Annotated in this window: 19 protein-coding genes; 6 read left to right on the top strand and 13 right to left on the bottom strand. The window is 54.2% G+C overall.

The genetic code is table 11. The features are described 5' to 3' along the window. Window positions 1-21: 21 nt before the first annotated feature. From AVI_RS17485 to AVI_RS17475, 3 genes are read left to right on the top strand one after another with little or no spacing between them, the layout of a single operon-like run. Window positions 22-822, top strand: coding sequence for an ABC transporter ATP-binding protein (locus AVI_RS17485; protein ID WP_041698405.1), 801 nt, complete (start codon window positions 22-24; stop codon window positions 820-822). A 22-nt stretch (window positions 823-844) separates the two neighbouring features. Then, on the top strand, window positions 845-1,804 hold the full coding sequence (locus tag AVI_RS17480; protein ID WP_012653461.1) for an ABC transporter substrate-binding protein: 960 nt from the start codon (window positions 845-847) through the stop codon (window positions 1,802-1,804). 3 nt (window positions 1,805-1,807) lie between these two features. Beyond that, window positions 1,808-2,833 carry a FecCD family ABC transporter permease gene (locus tag AVI_RS17475; protein ID WP_049777328.1) on the top strand — a complete coding sequence of 342 codons (1,026 nt, stop codon included), beginning with the start codon at window positions 1,808-1,810 and terminating at the stop codon, window positions 2,831-2,833. A 9-nt stretch (window positions 2,834-2,842) separates the two neighbouring features. Here the strand turns inward: AVI_RS17475 and AVI_RS17470 are convergent, their stop codons facing one another. From AVI_RS17470 to AVI_RS17450, 5 genes are read right to left on the bottom strand one after another with little or no spacing between them, the layout of a single operon-like run. After that, the gene (locus AVI_RS17470) at window positions 2,843-3,748 is read right to left on the bottom strand and encodes a homocysteine S-methyltransferase family protein (RefSeq protein ID WP_012653459.1); all 906 of its coding nucleotides are present in this window, start codon (window positions 3,746-3,748) and stop codon (window positions 2,843-2,845) included. Window positions 3,749-3,765: 17 nt separating this feature from the next. Further along, on the bottom strand, window positions 3,766-4,455 hold the full coding sequence (locus AVI_RS17465) for an ABC transporter permease (RefSeq protein WP_012653458.1): 690 nt from the start codon (window positions 4,453-4,455) through the stop codon (window positions 3,766-3,768). An 8-nt stretch (window positions 4,456-4,463) separates the two neighbouring features. Further along, window positions 4,464-5,186 carry an ABC transporter permease gene (locus AVI_RS17460; RefSeq protein ID WP_012653457.1) on the bottom strand — a complete coding sequence of 241 codons (723 nt, stop codon included), beginning with the start codon at window positions 5,184-5,186 and terminating at the stop codon, window positions 4,464-4,466. A 16-nt stretch (window positions 5,187-5,202) separates the two neighbouring features. Beyond that, window positions 5,203-5,973: a transporter substrate-binding domain-containing protein gene (locus AVI_RS17455; protein WP_012653456.1), complete on the bottom strand. Its 771-nt coding sequence runs from the start codon at window positions 5,971-5,973 to the stop codon at window positions 5,203-5,205. Between the two features lie 44 nt (window positions 5,974-6,017). Beyond that, on the bottom strand, window positions 6,018-6,797 hold the full coding sequence (locus tag AVI_RS17450; protein WP_012653455.1) for an ABC transporter ATP-binding protein: 780 nt from the start codon (window positions 6,795-6,797) through the stop codon (window positions 6,018-6,020). 162 nt (window positions 6,798-6,959) lie between these two features. Here AVI_RS17450 and AVI_RS17445 point away from each other — a divergent pair, with 162 nt between their 5' ends. Beyond that, on the top strand, window positions 6,960-7,427 hold the full coding sequence (locus AVI_RS17445) for an Lrp/AsnC family transcriptional regulator (RefSeq protein WP_012653454.1): 468 nt from the start codon (window positions 6,960-6,962) through the stop codon (window positions 7,425-7,427). Window positions 7,428-7,457: 30 nt separating this feature from the next. On the opposite strand, the gene AVI_RS17440 is transcribed toward AVI_RS17445, so the two are convergent. From AVI_RS17440 to AVI_RS30620, 3 genes are read right to left on the bottom strand one after another with little or no spacing between them, the layout of a single operon-like run. Next, on the bottom strand, window positions 7,458-8,093 hold the full coding sequence (locus AVI_RS17440; protein WP_156531906.1) for an exopolysaccharide biosynthesis protein: 636 nt from the start codon (window positions 8,091-8,093) through the stop codon (window positions 7,458-7,460). 4 nt (window positions 8,094-8,097) lie between these two features. After that, window positions 8,098-8,406: an ATPase inhibitor subunit zeta gene (locus AVI_RS17435; protein ID WP_041698403.1), complete on the bottom strand. Its 309-nt coding sequence runs from the start codon at window positions 8,404-8,406 to the stop codon at window positions 8,098-8,100. A gap of 52 nt (window positions 8,407-8,458) precedes the next feature. Next, complete coding sequence (locus AVI_RS30620) at window positions 8,459-8,764, bottom strand: hypothetical protein (RefSeq protein ID WP_012653452.1); 306 nt, start codon at window positions 8,762-8,764, stop codon at window positions 8,459-8,461. Window positions 8,765-9,217: 453 nt separating this feature from the next. On the opposite strand from AVI_RS30620, the gene AVI_RS17430 reads away from it, so the two are divergent. Further along, window positions 9,218-10,042 (top strand): bifunctional allantoicase/(S)-ureidoglycine aminohydrolase, encoded by an 825-nt coding sequence (locus AVI_RS17430; RefSeq protein WP_012653451.1) that lies wholly within the window; start codon window positions 9,218-9,220, stop codon window positions 10,040-10,042. A gap of 143 nt (window positions 10,043-10,185) precedes the next feature. Here the strand turns inward: AVI_RS17430 and AVI_RS17425 are convergent, their stop codons facing one another. Then, a complete protein-coding gene (locus AVI_RS17425) occupies window positions 10,186-10,923 on the bottom strand; it encodes an endonuclease/exonuclease/phosphatase family protein (RefSeq protein ID WP_012653450.1) in 738 nt (245 codons plus the stop codon). Here AVI_RS17425 and AVI_RS17420 point away from each other — a divergent pair. Continuing rightward, window positions 10,913-11,941: a putative bifunctional lysylphosphatidylglycerol flippase/synthetase gene (locus tag AVI_RS17420; protein ID WP_234895197.1), complete on the top strand. Its 1,029-nt coding sequence runs from the start codon at window positions 10,913-10,915 to the stop codon at window positions 11,939-11,941. The two genes, AVI_RS17425 and AVI_RS17420, sit on opposite strands and share 11 nt — an antisense overlap. A 103-nt stretch (window positions 11,942-12,044) precedes the next feature. Here AVI_RS17420 and AVI_RS17415 read toward each other — a convergent pair whose 3' ends face one another. The 4 genes from AVI_RS17415 to repA form a co-directional block, all read right to left on the bottom strand. Next, on the bottom strand, window positions 12,045-13,598 hold the full coding sequence (locus tag AVI_RS17415; protein ID WP_012653448.1) for a phospholipase D-like domain-containing protein: 1,554 nt from the start codon (window positions 13,596-13,598) through the stop codon (window positions 12,045-12,047). A 282-nt stretch (window positions 13,599-13,880) separates the two neighbouring features. Continuing rightward, window positions 13,881-15,098: a plasmid replication protein RepC gene (repC, locus tag AVI_RS17410; protein WP_012653447.1), complete on the bottom strand. Its 1,218-nt coding sequence runs from the start codon at window positions 15,096-15,098 to the stop codon at window positions 13,881-13,883. Window positions 15,099-16,048: 950 nt separating this feature from the next. Then, entirely contained in the window at window positions 16,049-17,131 is a 1,083-nt protein-coding gene (gene repB, locus AVI_RS17405) for a plasmid partitioning protein RepB (RefSeq protein WP_012653446.1), read from the bottom strand. Further along, entirely contained in the window at window positions 17,128-18,390 is a 1,263-nt protein-coding gene (gene repA, locus AVI_RS17400) for a plasmid partitioning protein RepA (RefSeq protein ID WP_012653445.1), read from the bottom strand. The genes repB and repA overlap by 4 nt, the downstream gene beginning before the upstream one ends. Window positions 18,391-18,676 lie beyond the last annotated feature (286 nt).

Here is an 18,676-nt window from a genome sequence, read left to right as displayed (position 1 = left end):
TCAACGGATGCAGGCTCCTGCATGAGCTGTGACGGTCATGGTGCCTCGCTTGAGGTGAGGGGGCTCAGCTATGGGCCAACTGGCGCGCGATCGCTGATAAAAAATATCGATTTTACGCTTACCGCTGGTGAGCGCCTGGCCATTCTCGGCCCGAATGGGGCGGGTAAGACAACTCTGCTGCGCTGCCTTTATCGTGCGGTGCGCCCGGGTGAGGGCAGGGTGCTACTGGACGGGCAGGATGTGTGGACAATCGATCCGCGGACGGTCGCCCGCCGGATCGCCGTCGTAGTCCAGGAAATGCCAGCAGATTTCCCTTTTACCGTCGAAGATATCGTCATGATGGGCCGAATTCCCTGGCAGAAACGCGCCTGGAAAAGGTCGCAAAGCACCGGAGACGACAAAGCCAGAGCGCTGCATGCCATGGATCACCTCCATGTCACCGATCTGGCGCGACGTGATTTTGCAACTTTGTCAGGCGGCGAAAAGCAACGCGTTCTCGTCGCCAGGGCGCTGGCGCAAGATCCGCAATTGCTCATTCTGGATGAGCCATCCAACCATCTCGACATTCGTAACCAGTTGGAAATTCTCGATCTGCTGCGCGGTCTCGGCATTACCATCGTGACGACGCTGCATGACATCAATCTTGCCGCAGGCTTTGCCACAAGAGCAATAATTCTGAAGGACGGGCAGATGATTGCCGAGGGCTGTCCGCGCGATGTCCTGACCGCAGACCATCTCTCCGCGGCCTTCACCGTTCAAACTCATGTCCACAGCCTGGATGGCGGCGCCACCCGCAATTTTTCCTTCGCGCTCAGTGCCTGATCCGCAACCCATTGGACCATACATGAAAAACGCTCTTCTCATTTTCACACTCTCAACCTTTCTTGCCGCAGTCAGCCTCACCGCAGCCACAGCAGAACCCGTTACCGTCAAGAGCTGTAACCGTCAGGTTACCTTTGATACAGCCCCGCAACGCGCCGTCTCCAATGACGTCAACCTGACCGAAATGATGCTGGCGCTGAAATTACAGGACCATATGGTCGGCTATACCGGGGTCTCCGGCTGGAAGACACTGGATGAGAAACTGCGCGAGGGTGTCAGCCAACTGCCGGAACTATCGCCGAAATATCCGAGCAAGGAAGTCCTGCTCAATGCCAATGCGGATTTCTATTTCGCCGGCTGGAACTATGGCATGAAGGTCGGCGGCGAGGTGACACCGGACACCCTCAGCCCATTGGGCATCAAGGTCTATGAACTGACGGAAAGCTGCATTCACATCATGGCCAAGGCCAAGCCGACCATGGACGATATGTTCATCGATCTCATCAACTTGGGCCGGATATTCCGGGTCGAAGACAGGGCAGAGGCATTGGTTGCAGGCTATCGCCAGCAATTGGCAAAAATCCAGGCCAAAATCAGTCCAACAGACAAGCCTGCAACCGTTTTTGTCTATGATTCCGGTGAACAGAAGCCGTTCACATCAGGTCGCTTCGGCATTCCGACCGCAATGATCGAGGCGGCTGGCGGCGTCAATATCATGGATGACGTGCAGAAAAGCTGGACGGAAGTCTCCTGGGAACCGGTGATCGAGCGGAATCCGCAGGTGATCATCATCGTCAACTATGGCGAAGTGACCGCTCAACAGAAGATCGATTACATGAAGCATAACCCGGCCTTCCAGAATATCGACGCCGTGAAAAATGATCGTTTCGTTGTGCTTGACTATGTCGAGGCAACTCCGGGACCGCGCAATGTCGATGCCATCGCCCGGCTGGCCCAAGCCTTTCATCCGCAAAGTCTGTAAGCATTGACTTTCATTAAACGCTTATCTGTGCCGATCCTGCTGGTTCTGACGATTATCGTCGTCGTCAGTGCCGGCATTTCGCTGGGTGCTGCTCCCATTCCTGTTGCCACCGTCTGGAAGATACTTGCCAATCATCTCGTTCCGGGCAGTTTTGCGGTGGATTGGCCAGCGGGACGGGTGAGCATTGTTTGGGATGTTCGATTTCCACGGGTGCTGCTCGGTGGACTTGTCGGGGCTGGGCTGGCGCTAACCGGGGCGGTCCTGCAACCCGCGACCCGCAATCCGCTCGCCGATCCGCATCTGCTCGGCGTCTCCTCCGGCGCCGCCTTTGGTGCAATCCTCGCTTTGCTGCATACCGGCATGGTCTTCGGACTGCTGACCGTGCCGCTTTTCGCATTTGGCGGGGCACTACTGGCCACCGCCACGGTGGGACTGGTGGCCGGATTGACCCGCAGCCTTCAGGCCGACCGGCTGGTGCTGTCGGGCGTGATTGTCGGATTTTTCTTTACCGGGCTCGGCAACCTCCTGGTCTTTCTCGGAGATCCCCGCGCCACCCAAACCGTAACCTTCTGGATGCTCGGTGGGCTTGGCCTTGCCCAATGGCAACACCTGATTTACCCCGCCGCTGTGCTTGCCGCCGGACTTTGTTATCTCCTACCCAATGCCCGTTTGCTGAATGCCTTGGCGATGGGCGATGAGACGGCGGCAACCCTGGGCGTGCCTGTCGCCCGGTTTCGCATGATGTTATTTGTGATCTCTGCACTCATCACCGGGACAATGGTCGCATTTTCAGGTGCCATCGGCTTTGTCGGCCTGATGGTTCCCCATATGGTGCGCGCACTGGCGGGATCAGACAATGTCCGTGTCCTGCCGCTCTCGGCGCTGACGGGCGCATTGGTGCTGATCCTCGCCGATCTCGTGGCAAGACTGGCCGTTGCACCGGAGGACATGCCGATTGGCATCGTCACAGGTCTTGCCGGATGCCTTGCCTTTCTCTGGATCATGCGCAAGACCCGTTCTGGTGCTTAGAAGCGCAGACTAAGCGGAAAGTGCCTTGGACAATTGGTGTATATGCGCCGCGCCAATGCCGCAGCAACCGCCAATCATCGTTGCACCCGCGTCAGCCCAATCGCAGGCAAAGCGGCAATAGGCATCATCAGTCAGGTCGGCGCGGGTCTCATGCAGTCCCTCATTTGCTGCGGCCTCACCCTGCTCACCTTCAAAAGCATTGGCATAGACACCAATGTCCAGGGAAACACCTTTTTGCCTGAATGTCGCTGCCGCCACATCCACCGCCGCCTTCATCACTTCCGGCTTGCTGCAATTAAACAACAGCGCCGATGCGCCAGAGCCCGCCGCCCAAAGCGCGGCATCCTGGACCAATTCGCCGGAGCGAAGCTTCGGTGAGCCGCCAATATCCTGTCCCGCTTCATCAGCAAGTGTAAAAGAAATCCAGAAGGGCTTGCCTGTTGCGGCAACCGCTTTTTGAACGGCTTCGCCTTCGGCAATCAGACTGAGCGTTTCACCAAGCCACACATCGACGAAGGGCGCAAGGTTGGCAACCAGCACATCCAAATAGGCATCAACCGTCGACGGATCGAAATTCTGCGGCTCATAGGAACCGAAGATAGGAGGCAAAGAGCCGGCTACAAGCACCTTTCGACCTGAGGCATCCGCCGCCTGCCGCGCCAACTCACCCGACAGAGCAATCAGAGATGGGCCTTCACTCTGGAAACGCTCTTCGCCGATATGAAACGGCACCAATGCATAAGAGTTGGTCGTCACAACATCGGCACCCGCCGCAATGAATTCCGCATGCACCTGACGAACGATGTCAGGAGCATTGATCAGGGCCAGCGCCGACCATTCCGGCTGCTTCAACTCCGCACCTAGCCGAAGAAGTTCACGGCTCATGCCGCCATCGAGAATACGAACCTTTGTCATATATATAGTCCTGTTGGTTATCGCCGGATTGGAACCTGCGCCTCGACCATCCGGAAGCAACGGGCAATAATCGCAGTAATAGCGAGATAGAAAAGGGTAACGACGATCAGCGGTTCATAGACAAGCAGCGTATCCTGGCGCACCTTGTAGGCGACCGCATAGAGATCCATGACCGTCACGGTAAAGGCGAGGGGAGTGGCCTTCAGCTGCATGACCACTTCCCCGGCGATGGTGGGAAGGGCGATGCGGATAGCACGCGGCAGCCAGACCCGCCGAATGAGCGTGAAGCGTCCCATGCCGAAAGCACGGCCCGCCTCAAGTTCGCCCTTGGGCACGGCCAGCAATGCGCCGCGCAAAACTTCGGCCTCATAAGCCGCGTAATTGAGCGTGAAACTGACCGCCGCAAAGAAAAATCCTTCCCGCAACAGCGGCCAGATCAGACTTTGACGAATGCCCGGGATCATCGGCAGCAATGATCCGACGCCGTAATAAAGCAACCAGAGCTGGATCAATAGCGGCGTGCCACGAAAAAACGTCGAATAGCCGCGCGCAAGGACCCGCGTCACCGGTCCACCGCTGACCTGAGCGAAAGCGAGGCCAATCGCCATTACAAATCCGAGAACGACAGAAATCACCAGCAATGCGAGGGTTTGCCATGCTCCGGTCAGCAGCAACGGCCAGTAATTGCCTATCCAGGAGAAATCCATCACATCTCCTAGGACAGCAGCGGCTGACCGCGCCGCACCCGGCGCTCGATCAGCTTGAAGAACAGGTTGGAAACAAGAGTGATGGCGAGGTAGAGCAGGGCGGCAGCCAGGAAAAACAGGAAATAATGCTTGGTGCTCGCCCCCGCCAGCCGGGTCGCCAGCGCCAGTTCCTGATAGCCGACGACGGCAACCAGCGCGCTATCCTTGGTGACAGCCATCCACAAATTGGCAAGGCCGGGCAGGGCGTTGGGCAGCAGCGCAGGCAAGGTGACCCTGTGAAACCGCAGGAACGGCGACATGCCGAAGGCTTTTGCCGCCTCACTTTGACCAATCGGGATCGCCAGGATAGCTCCCCTGAGCACTTCGGTCATGTAAGCACCCTGGACGACACCGAGAACCGCAATCGCGGCAATCAACCCATTGACCTCGACTACTGGCATGCCGAATGCCTGCAATAGTCGGTTAAGCCCATCGGTGCCTGCATAATAAAGACCGACAATCAGGATCAGTTCCGGCACTGCGCGCACCGCTGTCGTATAGACATCGAGCAATCCGAGCAGCAGGCGGTTGCCAGACAGCTTGCCCAAAGCGCCGCCAATCCCAATCACCAACCCTATCAGAAAAGCACCTGCCGAAATGGTAAGCGTCGCCCCGGCACCCCATAGCAGCGTTCCTCCCCATCCAGGTGGATAGGGGGAAAGCAGATCGAGTATGCCGGGGGAAACAGCCATTTACGTAAGCTACCGTTTACTTACCATAGATATCGAAATCGAAATATTTCTTGGTGATCTCATCATATTTGCCGCTGGCCCGGACAGCGGCCAGCGCCGCATTCAACTTTGCCTTCAAAGCGGTATCGTCCTTGCGCAAACCGCCACCCACGCCTGAACCAAGCACGGCGGCATCAGCGGCGACATCGCCCATATTGGCGCAGCAATCCTTGCCGGCATCACTCTTGACGAAAGTGTCGAGCACGATGGAATCGCCGAAGACGTAATCGATCCGTCCTGCGGCTAGGTCCTGAAAGGCTTCATCCAGCGTTTGATAGGTCTTTTCCGAGGCCACCTTGGCAAAATACTTTTTGTAATATTCGGACTGAATGGTCGACACCTGGATGCCGATGGTCTTGCCCTTGACGTCATCAGCGCTGGCGCCCGGCTTCATGTCCTTCGCGCCGATCAACCGGCTGGGAGTATTGTAATATTTATCGGTGAAATCGATCACCTTCTTACGCTCGTCGGTAATCGACATGGAAGACCAGATAACGTCAAACTTCTTGGCGCCCAATGCCGGGATCAACCCATCCCAGGACAGTTCGACGATAGAGCATTTCTCTTTCATCTCAGCGCAAACAGCATCCATCAGGTCGATTTCCCAACCCTGCCACTTACCGCTCGCATCCTTGGCGAAGAAGGGCGGATAGGATTCGTTCATCACACCAAACCGCACATCGGCCTGGGCCGAAAAAGCGGAAAAGGCGAAGGCAGCGCCTGCCAACAGAAGCGGGAAGAATTTCATAAAAGGCTTTCTCCTGGTTGAATTTTAAATTTTCAAAGATACCGTCAGGCGCCGATCCCGCCGGTAAATTCCCGACAGCGGTCGCTGAGCGGATTGCCGAAGACCTGTTCAGGCGGTCCCTGCTCTTCGACACGCCCCTGGTGTAGAAACAGAACATGGCTGGAAACGTCGCGGGCAAAGCGCATCTCATGAGTGACGAGCAGCATGGTCCGGCCTTCCTCGGCCAGATCACGAATGACCTTCAGCACTTCACCAACCAGTTCCGGATCGAGCGCCGACGTAGGCTCATCGAACAACATGACGGCAGGTTCCACGCAGAGCGCGCGGGCAATGGCGGCACGCTGTTGCTGCCCGCCCGAGAGGAAAGCCGGATAAGCATCGCGCTTATCGTAGAGACCGACCTTATGCAGCAAGGACTCGGCACGTTCGATAGCTTCCGCGCGCTTGACGCCCATCACATGCACCGGCGCTTCGATAACATTCTCTAAAACTGTCCGATGCGCCCAGAGATTGAAGTTTTGAAACACCATCCCAAGTCCGGTCCGCAACCGCTCGACCTGACGCCAGCTGGCGGGCTTTGGCTCACCACGCCGCCCCAGCTTGATGGCAACCTCTTCACCATTGACGACGATGCGCCCTCGGTCCGGCATTTCCAGGAAGTTGATGCAGCGCAGGAACGTGCTTTTTCCAGACCCCGAGGACCCGATGATCGAAATGACATCGCCTTTCGCAGCACGCACCGACAAGCCCTTCAGAACCGCGTGCGCGCCGAAGCTCTTGTGGATATCTTCCACCTCAAGGGCGAAACCGCTGCCATCTATCATACAGGATCCAGTTTTCACATTGACTGTCACAATAATGGCTTATCCGTGCAGTTTATGCGCGCAATTTCGAACTAGATTGCATAATTACCGCAGAAAATCCTTGCATAAAGCGGATAGTCCCTGGAAAAATAAGGTGAAACGCACACTTGGAGGATCAGCCATATGGACGATTTGGATCGGTTCGATCGCCAGATCATCGATATCATTCAGAGAAATTGTCAGCTGAAGGCTGAGATTATTGCCGAACAGATCGGCCTTTCTCTGTCTGCGGTACAAAGACGTCTGAAACGGCTGCGGGAAGAGGGGATCATCAAAAGTGAAGTGGCGGTGGTGGACCGCAAGATAACCGGCCATCCCATGGTGTTTATCGTCGGCATGGAGATTGAGCGCGACAATTACGATGCGCTTGCCCGCTTTCGTACCTGGTCGGAACGTCAGGATCATATTCAGCAGGTTTATTATGTAACCGGGCAGGTCGATTTGATCGCAATTGTCACTGCCCGGGATGTTGAGCATTACGACGATATCGCCGCCCTTATCATGGCTGAAAACCCGCAAATACGCCGAATGCATACCAATGTCGTGCTGCGGGATATCAAACTCGGGCTATTCGTACCGATGGCGAAATAGAGACAATCTCCTTCGCCACCAGCAGAACCGCTAAAATGCCCAGGTCAGCAGGTTTCCAGCGGCGGTGACGAGATAATAGGTCACGACACCGGCGCCAGCTGCAACGAAGAGCGAAAAAATCACCACGAGGCCGTCGCGTTCCGCAAGAGCGATAGCAATCAAGATGATTGCCAGCGCTGGAGCGGTATTGCCAAAGGGGATAGGCAGGGAGATCAGCACTGCCAGTACGAGAATGGGCAGCGCCAGGATCATTCGCGCCGTCTTGCCCGTGAGAAACGGCAGACGCCCGGCGATCAGCCAGCTTTCGAGTTTCAGCACCCAGGGCCGTCCAAGCCGCACCATTGTTTCCACAACCTTGAGCGACACCGTTCGCCGCGCAATGAAACCCGGAAGCCAGATCCGGTCTGCACCATACAACATTTGTACGGCAACAAATGCCAGGCAGGTGCCGAAAACCATCCCGAAAGGACCGGGCAGGGGGACCAGGGTCGGCAGGCAAAGCACCAGCAAGGTGAAGGCTATCCCGATTCGACCCCGCCGACCGATCAGTTCACCAATGGAAATACCACCACGCAAACGAGCGGTTTCCAGCACCTCCAACAGGAAGCCGGATCCCCGCACAATGTCGTCACCTGCGGCAGGACCGTGCTGTCGAGACATCATCATCATCTTAATCCGTGCAACCGCTATCCCGTAGCGCTTGCTGATGCGACGAGCGCAACGCAAGGTGAATATCGGCTGTGCTGATTGCCACCTCAGCCGACGCGAAATCTGCTTGAATTTTTTCAACAAGATCGAGATCACCAGGCAATCGATGATCCTCTACATGCAGCGCCTGGGCGTAAAGCACCAAATCCTCGCCGCGCAATCCCAGGCGTTCTCCGGCCCAGAACCCAGCCAGAACATTCCGACGGGCACGGATTGTGAAGGTGGTATCGTCCTTTGGGCACCAATCCAGCCCTGAAACGCTCTGAACCATCGCATGTCCTCTGTCGTGAAGTTTTGTCATAACCTGTCCTTGTTCAAATCGTCTATACATCGCCGCCGGTCTCAGATCCAAGCAGTGAGAAGGCGGTGCGACATTCGGGAGAAATTTCCGAGACAACCGCAACCGGCGTAGTCCAGCCAAAAGAAATCCGTAAGCCAGAGGCAACAGCCCAGCTTGGATCACCAAGCGCTTGTTGTAATAGCTTCGGAGCTGAATCTCGCACGCATGTTTGCGCCTGTTCTATTGTACTTGCCGATGAATTCATCGACGCCAGGCGACTGCGAAGATCCGCCTCTATCGGGTCGATCATAAAAAAGCTGATCAAAGTGGCAAAGATTTCTGTAAACATAACCCTGCTCCTAGCGTAAGATATTCAAAAGCTTAGGGGCGGGGATACGGTAACGGCAATCACGACCGGCGCGGTGCGAGATGTTTATCGCCATCGATGACAAGCAATTGACCTGGGAAAAAGCGCGCGAACCACCTGACAGAACCAAGACCATGGCTACAATCCTATGCCGGCGCATGTGTCGAAAACGGTCCGACATCGCAGAAGCGCCGGCGGCTGCTGCCAGAGGGGCCCGGACCACGGGTTGACCTGAAGATGGAGCCGTAAGTCGTCTGTTTCAAGGCGTTTGCTCGGCAATTTCAAGGATTTTTCAGCCCAGAAAATCCACGACTATCCAAATCCCATATGCTGCAAAGCAGGTTTTCAAAGGAAAAGACTTAGGTTCACGATTCCTGTTGCTCGGTTTATGCGATACAAGACAAAGGAACCCATCCGGAGAAAAACCGAGGCCGCATGACCCAGAACAGCTATTTCACCAATTATGGGGGCCTGCCGCCCCAGACGCAGTTGCTTTCGGGCAAGGCTGTTTTCAAAACCGCCTATGCGGTCATTCCCAAAGGCGTGATGAGCGACATCGTCACCAGTCTTCTGCCGCATTGGGAAAAAACCCGCGCCTGGATCATCGCCAGACCCATGACAGGATTTTCGGAAACTTTTTCGCAATATGTAATGGAAGTTCAACCCGGAGGAGGCAGCATAAGACCGGAGCCAGATGCTCAAGCCCAAACAGCGATCTTTGTAGTAGAAGGTGCGTTTAGACTTACTCTTGGAACCACAGAGCATGATCTTCGTGCCGGATCTTTCGCTTTTCTGCCAGCCGGTTCGACATGGACAGTTCTCAACACCAGCGACGCGCCTGCAAAATTCCATTGGGTTCGCAAGACATTCCAAGCGGTAGACGGATTGGAGCCACCACCGGCAATCTTCACCCACGAAGACGAGCATGAAATTGCCATGATGCCTGACACCGGCGGGGCCTGGGGGACAACCCGGTTCATCGATCCAAATGATATACGCTATGACTTCCACCTGAATATCGTCAGCTTCCAACCTGGCGGCATCATTCCGTTCATGGAAACCCATGTGATGGAACACGGCCTCTATGTCCTGGAAGGCAAAGCCGTCTACCGACTGAACGACGACTGGGTCGAGGTGGAGGCCGGTGACTTCATGTGGTTGCGCGCCTTCTGCCCACAAGCCTGCTACGCTGGCGGTCCCGGCAGGTTCCGCTATCTGCTTTACAAGGATGTCAACAGACACGCCCGTTTGTGGCCTTGAGCCAGATCACTTCATCCGTGGGAAAATCGAAATGCGAGGGGTGGATATCCCTTCGCATTTCACAGATGAACCCACCCAGGCACATCATTAAAATTGATAATGAACATTATGGAACTAATTGAATATTATCATGCGAAGTGCAATCAAATTTGCATTGTAACAAGAAGCGGCAGATGATCTGAGGCACGCCGTGCCAAAGGTGTATCGATAACCCGTGCTTCAAGGATATTTAATCCACCTGATATTAGAACATGGTCCAACCGCAGGAATGGAAAGCGAGATGGAAATGTCGGCTTCGACCGACTGAGGCTGTCGGACTTTAGGTTAGCTTTCGTGGCATCGGCCAATCTTGCCGTCAGGAGTTTGAAAGCTTTTGAATTCGAGACAGCATTCAAGTCGGCTGCGACCACAATGGGAGCATCTGCCTCCAGCAAAGGTCCGAGCCATTCCACGCCCAAAAGCGCCCTTGCCTGCTCTGCTCGCTCACCCGCCCGTAAGCCGAAATGTGTCACGCAGACGTTAACAGCAATTTGTCCAATCGATACCTCCACCAATAGCGCGCCCCTTTGCTCACCGCGTGATGGCAACATGCCCTGCTGGACGATCCGGGTCGGAAACCTGGTCAACAGTGCATCGCCATATCGTTCCTCAGCAACATTCAAGGCGGAATGAAAATGTGATTGCATGGTGAGATAGCCTGCTATCACGTCGGCTTGATCAATTCCTGAGGTTCGGTTTCGTCCGACATCCACTTCCTGAAGGCAGACAATATCTGCTTCGGTGGCTACGATCACTTCGGCAATTCTGGCTGGATCAAGTCTTCTGTCTGTGCCGATACAGCTATGAATATTATAGGTAAGGAGACGAAATATGGAGCTCATTGTCAGGGAACACCTTAGCCAGGAAATCGTTCCCTGTACGAAGAGCAACCTCGGAACGGATTTGATGCAAAAGAAGATTTTGTTGAATGGCATTTTCCTTGCTGCGACAGCAATAGCCCTCTGGCTGAGCTACCGGGCACTGAGCAAATTCTCCCTCAACGATATCGAAATGTCATTGTCTGCCATCCCTTGGACAGGTTTTGCTCTGTCATTATTTTTTTGTGCCGTCTCCTACCTTTGTCTGACTGGCTTCGACTATCTTGGCATCCTCTATGCTGGTTCTCGTTTGTCCTGGCGAAAAGCCGCGGTCGCGTCTTTTGTCAGCCTCTCTATCGGACATAATGTCGGCTTGGCGGCGCTGTCCAGCGGTGCGGTCCGCTATCGGTATTATCGGCGCTGGGGCCTAAAAAACGAGGAAGTCGCCAAAATCATTCTCTTTTGCGGCGCAACCGTCGGAATCGGCTTGATAGGATTGGCTGGCATTTGCCTTGCCCTGTTTCCGCAGAGTGCGGCCAAGCTCGGCGGCATGGGGAGTTTCGCTGCTCGGCTGATTGGATTTGCCTGTCTGGCTGCAATTGGCATCTATCTCGTGGCCTCAGCCTGGCTGCGCGGTGAAATACGAATATACAAATGGCGTTTCTCACTGCCAACCCTGCCTATCGCCCTTGCCCAGGTTGCTGTTGGCATCGCCAATTTCGCTGCCGTCGCCGCTTGTCTCTTTTGGTTGGCAAGATCGTCCGCAGGTTTTTTTGAAACGACAACCGCCTATGTCATGGCTAACCTCTCGGCGCTGGTTGCCCATGTTCCTGGTGGACTTGGCGTCATGGAAGCGACGATCTCATTCATCATGGGCAAAGACGCATCGATCGGCGCGCTCATTGCATTTCGCGTTGTGTATTTTTTCATTCCGCTGGCAATCGGCATCCCGGTCTTTGCCATCAGTGAATGGTATTATTCGCGCCGCGAACGCCGGAATAATTCCTCGTCAAATGAGACGGTGAAAGCAGCAACTCTTTGACGATGTCATAGGCTGCATTCATAAGAATACTAAGCCTCGCCATAGAAAAAGCTCTTGTGATTTACCAATCACAAGAGCTCTCGGTGGGGCTCAAAAATATAATTTAACTGTTGTTGGCAGATATCCGCTGCTGTTGTCCATCGGCCTGGCTCAGTCCTGCCTTCGACATCGCCATGCGTCGGATTTTCTTGAGCATCGAAAATGGAATAGAAACCAACTGCAACGGCCACCAAGGTGCTTTTGGGTCCACAAGGCCCGTAGCAAAATGCAAACCTGTCTTGCCGTTCTCGTCACCGACAGGAAAAGATCGCAGCCCACGCAATCCAACGTTCACTCGATCCAAGGCGCGCACCAATGATCCGGCTTCTTGATGGGCTTTTGCCAATTCAGTGCTCGGCAGACCAAGATGCTCACCAAGCAGCCCATTTCGCATGTCGGCCAGGATCTGCCGTTCTTTGTCGCTATGCATTTCGATGGCGACGTCAAGTTCCGTATCAAGGCCCACCGATCTCTGGTTTAGGTTCGACGACCCGACGCGAATGAAAACATCATCGACGATAATCAACTTGGCATGGACCAGGACTTCCTCGCACTTAGTATCGCGGCTCTCATCTGGGACAACTGGATAGAAAGCACGAAACCGACCAAATCGATCAGCTTGTCTAAGCTTGCGGATCATTCGGTCTCGATTTTCCCCCAGTACTTTTCTCTCGAGAAATCCATGCGAATTCAGCGTCGAAATCAATACGACCTCAGGACCATCCGGCTCACTCAATCGAGAAGCCAAAAGATCCGCTACATCTTTCGATGCAAAATATTGACTTTCTATATAGATAAGCTTCTCTGCCCGCGACAGGCAGTCAAGGGTCAGTTGTAACGTCTCACGAACGGATGTGCTTCTGCGAATTGCCGGTTCGGTCCGCGCAAAAGCGATGTCACAATTGCTAAATACATAGCGTGCAGCTGGCGGAAAAGAATGAGAATAGCAGCGTGGACGCACAAGATCCTCACCTGTCGCCTGCCACCACCGACGCCTGGCGATTTCAGCCGCTACTTCGGCCGCTTCACCATCAACTGCCATTTGCACATCGTGAACCGGCTCATACCGTTCGCCTTTTGGTGTGCAGCGTAAAGGTTGATCGGCCCGGTGCTCGGGCGTATCCCAGCGCTTGGCTGTCAGATCGATGCCGCCAATAAACGCCAGCGCATCGTCGATAACCACCATTTTCTGATGATGAGAACCTCGAACAGCATGCCGCGTATCAAGCCGCAAGTCGATCCTTGGATGCGACTTCAGTTCGGTGTTCCCAAGCATGCGCAGGGATTTTCCAGAATAGATTGGACCCATCGCCCAGACAAGAATGTGAATGGCGAGACGGCTATTGTTTTCGACAAGCGAAATAAGGAACTCACCTAAAGTGGGTGAAGCTTGATCTTCCGGTATAAGCTGGATGTCAGGGTTAAAGTCCCAACCGATGATGAATATCTGCTCCTGAGCGCGAGATAGAGAATCCGCAAGTGCGCGAAAATATTGCGCACCATCAATCAAAAATCCCGCCTTCGATGCAACACCGGTCTTCCAGGCATTATAGCCCACTCTGATCACCTGATCCGATCCAATGCGGTGATGGCTGCTGGCCTTCTCGAAACCCTGCATATTTCTGTATCCCAGCCGGATGATCGCGTACCCGAATTACGCTTCACTTGCCTGCTGCATCGTTACGGCCGTTGTCACGGTCGGAGTTGTCTACTTACGCTTCAGGACCATAAGGGTTCGCGTCATAGACAAACGCATTGCAGTGACATTTGTTCCGCCTCAATGCGCCGAAATTCCAAGCTCAGTGGAGCGAGCAGGGGAAACCTAAACTTCAAAAGGCTGCGACGGAAAGAAAGCCTCTGTCGCATCACCCCATTCAGATTTTCCCAACGTCACCCAGCTTTAAGATTTGCTACGCGGTAGGTTTTTCTCGAGCGCTTGCAGCATAGGATAAACGCTGAACTGCCCTTGCTCTGCCTTATCGGTCAATGTCCGAAGATAACCGCCTGCGGAACGAATTGCTTCGGCGCGTTCAAGCATGACCGCAACGGTAATTGCGGCGGCTTGTTCACCCATTGCTTGTTTTGCCTTCAACCATGCATCAGGGGAGATGCCCAACATCGTCCTCACAGTGTCAGCCGCCCTGATCAAATCGCTCCATTCAGAAATCCCATCTTTGGCGTAATCGTTGATTTGTGGGCAAAGCGTTTTCAACCTTTTCAGGCTTACAGCCAATCTGCGTTGGTCGAGAGGAGGTGAAACCGGCTCCGCTGTTTTATGATCATTGCCGTTTCTATCAAATTGTAGGTCTGATTTTGAATTCTGTTGATGACGCTCATTTTGACGATCATTGCCGCTCATTTCTTCTTCAGAAAGGCTTGAAAGGTAATCATTTTCAACCTTTGACAACAGTGCGCGCAGCTCCTGCGCGAAAATTTGCATGTCGCTGCTGAATTTCATTCTTGTGCGCGTTTTGCAAAAAGACTGATAGCAAAGCAAATAGCTTTCCCAATCCCCTGCTCGTCCTTCTTCAAGGGCGAGTGTGATTATTTTAGAAATATCCCGGGATAGAACAGTGACCTCCCCTCGCAAGGCGCGGAACTGCTTGGCTTCCGCACGGGCGCTTTCGGCCGCGCTGTAAATTTCTTCTGCTTTCAGCACAAACGGCGCTAGATCGAATCCGAATGCATCCTCAACTTCGCCAGTTTCATCTCTCCGGCAATAGCGCTTTCCATTGGCGCTATCACGCCGAAAGATCATGCCTGCATCGACAAGGCAGGCCAGGTGCCTGCGTATGGTCGCTGGCGCCATTCCTCTTGCACGAAAAGCCAATTCCCGGTTGGACGGAAAGACAATAACCGGTTCCCGGCCATCCAGCTCGCGCTCGGTGGTGAAGCTGACAAGCGCTTCAAGCAAGCAAATTGTCCGGTCACCCAGACCATAGACAGCACGCGCTTCGGTTAAGGCGCGAAGCAATTGCCATTTGTCAGCGCGACCAGAAGAATTTGCGCCTTCGCTTTGCCGCAGAGCAGCTTGGCGTTCGCCAATGCGTGCTTGTCGCGCTAGGACGCGACCAGACATCCGTCCGCCGCCAAAGGGCGTTGTTGCAGCTCGTTCCATAATGTCGCGTCCCCTCTACAAGGAGACAAGCAGGCCCAAATGACAAACACTGAAACTCAATCAACCCAACAGGACGGGTTAACGATCACCGAAATAGGATGGACTGAAGACCCTTCACTCTTTCGGCAATCCATCAATCGACTGCGCAATTTCTGACTTAAGACACAAGACCAAGAGAATATTTCGCAGCAGATTGAAGTGATACGGCATCCTATTGATAAAACGCAGGAATCCCGTCCGCACACGAATTCGTTGCTTGGTATCTCAAGGATCCAAGACAATTGAACTCACCACAGTATCGACAACCAACTGGTCGCATAAGCGAAATTGACCGTTTCCCGCGCTATAAAGCGAGATTTAAGACCAATCTTATCTCTTATAGAAACCACAGGTTTCCCACCTGAAATCCGAGGAGTTCAGCATATTATGCAACGGTCGATCTAACGCATAACTCCATAAATCGAACCAGACTTACGGAGAAATTGCGCAGCAGATCTAAAGATTACAGCATCTTATACGCATTTGACAAAACGCACGACGCCGTAAGCACCGCCACATTGTGGTCGATACTGTTCCATCATTTTGTCTAAGCACCATTATGGCCTGACGCTGCTACCAGCGCCGTAAAATCAAGACGCAAAAAGATACATCATGACCCACGAATATGAGGTCATGTCTTGACTTTTGGGGCCAGAAGTGATTCTCTTGAATTGCTACATAGAAGAGGGCTTCCGAAATGGTGACGTTTTGGGGCCTTTTTTCTTGTCTCGTATTGCTTCCTTCTCGTTGCACTTTACGGCGTCTTGCGTTCGATAAAACACAACGCGCCATAACCCGTTGTAACCTCTGCATAGTGTCCTCTTAAAATCCCTTGGGATTTAAGGGGCATGCAGTAGTGCTGCAAAAATGCAGGTCTAAAGCATCCAGCAAAAGCCGGATGCAAACCCATTCTAGTCGTGTTCGCCGTCCAAATAGGCGGCATAAGCCGCCGCCAGACGCGTTTCGAACTGATCGACAAACCCCGGATTGGCCTCCGCCAGAAATTCAATCTTCAGCCGCCGCCCTTGCCGTCCAATACGGGCGAAGACACGGCCATCAGGCCCCCTGATGTCCTCAGGTTCTGGGCGCTCCACAGGAGCCTTACCGGACAGCGTATCGAATAGTTTTTGAAACCGCTCATCTGTGGCTGCGATCCGAAATCCGTCTGTAGACACCAATCCAGCCGCTTTCAGCTGCCCCTGCTCGCTCGAAAGCAATTGGCCAAGTGCCATCCATCTCTCGCGACCCGCCTTCGGAGCTGGTCCAACGGCACGAGCAAAGCGCTCTGGTACGCTTTCCGCGACCTGAATAAGCCGCGACAACTCGCTTTTTTGCACCGAAAGCGCTTCACCGATGACTTTTCTATCAAAACCACGATCGGCCAACGCCTTGGCAAACAAGGCACGCTCAATGAAGGTGAGATTGCGTCGCTCGGCATTTTCCTTGCCTTGCGCCAGCACAAGCTCGTCGTCGCTCAAGGGCCGGATAAGCGCCTTGACCGCGATACCGAGGCGCTTGGCAGCACTTAAGCGACGGTGACCATAGGCAACCTGATAGCGGTCGTCATTAAGAGGATGACGCCGCACGAGGATCGGAACCTGCTGGCCACTCTCGCGCATACTGGAAACCAGCGCGATGAAATCAGGATCGTCTCGTTCCTCATCACTCAGACGATCTGAAACGAAGGACGCATCGATCTTATCCGTAGCAAGGGAAATGACCCTTTCGCCCTCATCAATCGCCTGCCGCAACGCACGCGCTTCCTCCGCCTCTCTGGTGATGGAGGACAACGTCAATCCCATTGCCTTTATCGCCCCGGAGGCTGCGCGCGCCACGGGCGCTGCGGGGGGCTGTTCTTCAACAGTGTCTGCTCTACGCGGTTCGCCGGACGCCGTCGGTTGCGAAACAGAGGGTTCCGCAGTCTCTGAACTTGCCCCCGATCCTGGATCGGAAAACAGCGCGCGCAACTCGCTTTTTCGGTTTTTTCCAATCATTCTTTGCGTCCCCACGCCGTGTGGATCAACTGTTCGATTTCGGCATTTACCGATTCCAGCGCTTCAATCGCCCGGTCGTAAGTACCGCGACTGAAATTCTCGCGCCCGACTTCGTAAAGCGTCTGTTTGGTCAATCCGGCATCGGAAATCGCCGTGGATTTGACCATCGGAGAGGTCAACACTCGTTCCCCGAACAGCGACCGCAGAAAACCGACAATTTGCGCCTGAGGGCCATCATTCGGCTCAAACCGGGTCACAAGATAGCGCAGAAAGTCGAAATTCAGCGTGCCGCCCGCTTCACGCACCACACCGAGAAGATCCGATGTCATGAACAGGAACTGGCTCATGGACGCCACATCCAGCATTTGCGGATGCACGGTGACAATCACCGATGTCGATGCACAAAGCGCCGACAATGTCAGATATCCAAGCTGCGGCGGGCAATCGATGACCACGACATCATAATCATCCGCTACGCTGTGCAAGGCATTCTGGACACGGGCGAAAAACAGGCTCTTGGCATCGCCCGTCTTTCGCTCCGCCAAGGCACGCGGCGTCACATGCTCAAATTCCTGCAATTCCAGATTGCCGGGCAGCAGGTCGAGATTGTGAAAATAGGTCTTGCGGATGATCTCCCGCAACGGCCTGACTTCATCGTCGTAGCGAATGGCGCCATAAATCGTGTCATTGCCGACCAGATCGAGTTCCGGCTGATAGCCGAACAAAGCCGACAGCGATGCCTGCGGATCGAGATCGACCGCTAGAACCCGGTGCCCGGTCATGGCCAGATATTGCGCCAGATGGACGGCCGAGGTGGTTTTACCGGAGCCACCCTTGAAATTTGTCACGGAAATGATCTGCAAATGCTCGCCACGTTCGGCATCACGCCATTTCACATAGGAACGGGCCTTGGAAACATTGCCTTTTATCATCGCCTGTTCCGCCAGGTAGTGGCGCAGAGCGTCAATATCAGAGAGCGAATAGTAACGGCGCCCCCCTGCCCCAACGACTGGCGCAGGGCCTTCACCGGCTAGCGACAATTGCCGCAAGTAGCCGTCCGAGACTCCTACGAGACGTGCCGCCTCTCCAGATGTGAAAGTCCGCAGGGTTTTGCGCGACGATGGCGCAAACAACCGCTCCCGCATGGCCTTCAGTTGGGCTGACAGGGCGCGCGCGTCTTCGGCAATGGTCTCATCGGCGGGGCGCAAATTCGTCTCCTGTTGTTCAGTCGCCGTGCTGGACGCAACCGCCATGATCATTCTCCCGATAAAGCGCCTGACTTAGCGTCGAACGGTTCGACCATTCCACGCTTGCATCCGCCTAAACTTTCGTCACCGCGCAAACTGACTGATTCTCTTCTGGAATGATATACGCGCCAGCGGAAAATTAACAGCATACACAGCTTGTTACGGCAACAGAAGGCATATCGAACATTTCATCGTAAATGTGCCGCATGCAGCGAGTCGCGTCAAGTCAGTCCCTGAAGCTCAAAAAAGCTAGGCTAATCAAAGTACTCAGAGATTAAAATTATTTTTTATCAGTTAT

Source organism: Allorhizobium ampelinum S4, assembly GCF_000016285.1.
Lineage (GTDB): Bacteria > Pseudomonadota > Alphaproteobacteria > Rhizobiales > Rhizobiaceae > Allorhizobium > Allorhizobium ampelinum.
Note: the sequence above shows the minus strand (reverse complement) of the source record. Positions and strands in the feature narration are given on the sequence as shown.

What these genes read in the sequence shown, in the direction of transcription:
- AVI_RS17455 (WP_012653456.1), bottom strand. Translation starts at nt 5,973, where the DNA reads ATGAAATTCTTCCCGCTTCTGTTGGCAGGCGCTGCCTTCGCCTTTTCC.
- repA (WP_012653445.1), bottom strand. Translation starts at nt 18,390, where the DNA reads ATGATCATGGCGGTTGCGTCCAGCACGGCGACTGAACAACAGGAGACG.
- AVI_RS17465 (WP_012653458.1), bottom strand. Translation starts at nt 4,455, where the DNA reads ATGGATTTCTCCTGGATAGGCAATTACTGGCCGTTGCTGCTGACCGGA.
- AVI_RS30620 (WP_012653452.1), bottom strand. Translation starts at nt 8,764, where the DNA reads ATGTTTACAGAAATCTTTGCCACTTTGATCAGCTTTTTTATGATCGAC.
- AVI_RS17480 (WP_012653461.1), top strand. Translation starts at nt 845, where the DNA reads ATGAAAAACGCTCTTCTCATTTTCACACTCTCAACCTTTCTTGCCGCA.
- repB (WP_012653446.1), bottom strand. Translation starts at nt 17,131, where the DNA reads ATGATTGGAAAAAACCGAAAAAGCGAGTTGCGCGCGCTGTTTTCCGAT.
- AVI_RS17440 (WP_156531906.1), bottom strand. Translation starts at nt 8,093, where the DNA reads ATGATGATGTCTCGACAGCACGGTCCTGCCGCAGGTGACGACATTGTG.
- AVI_RS17445 (WP_012653454.1), top strand. Translation starts at nt 6,960, where the DNA reads ATGGACGATTTGGATCGGTTCGATCGCCAGATCATCGATATCATTCAG.
- AVI_RS17470 (WP_012653459.1), bottom strand. Translation starts at nt 3,748, where the DNA reads ATGACAAAGGTTCGTATTCTCGATGGCGGCATGAGCCGTGAACTTCTT.
- AVI_RS17450 (WP_012653455.1), bottom strand. Translation starts at nt 6,797, where the DNA reads ATGATAGATGGCAGCGGTTTCGCCCTTGAGGTGGAAGATATCCACAAG.
- AVI_RS17420 (WP_234895197.1), top strand. Translation starts at nt 10,913, where the DNA reads ATGGAGCTCATTGTCAGGGAACACCTTAGCCAGGAAATCGTTCCCTGT.
- AVI_RS17425 (WP_012653450.1), bottom strand. Translation starts at nt 10,923, where the DNA reads ATGAGCTCCATATTTCGTCTCCTTACCTATAATATTCATAGCTGTATC.
- AVI_RS17430 (WP_012653451.1), top strand. Translation starts at nt 9,218, where the DNA reads ATGACCCAGAACAGCTATTTCACCAATTATGGGGGCCTGCCGCCCCAG.
- AVI_RS17460 (WP_012653457.1), bottom strand. Translation starts at nt 5,186, where the DNA reads ATGGCTGTTTCCCCCGGCATACTCGATCTGCTTTCCCCCTATCCACCT.
- AVI_RS17415 (WP_012653448.1), bottom strand. Translation starts at nt 13,598, where the DNA reads ATGCAGGGTTTCGAGAAGGCCAGCAGCCATCACCGCATTGGATCGGAT.
- AVI_RS17485 (WP_041698405.1), top strand. Translation starts at nt 22, where the DNA reads ATGAGCTGTGACGGTCATGGTGCCTCGCTTGAGGTGAGGGGGCTCAGC.
- AVI_RS17435 (WP_041698403.1), bottom strand. Translation starts at nt 8,406, where the DNA reads ATGGTTCAGAGCGTTTCAGGGCTGGATTGGTGCCCAAAGGACGATACC.
- repC (WP_012653447.1), bottom strand. Translation starts at nt 15,098, where the DNA reads ATGGAACGAGCTGCAACAACGCCCTTTGGCGGCGGACGGATGTCTGGT.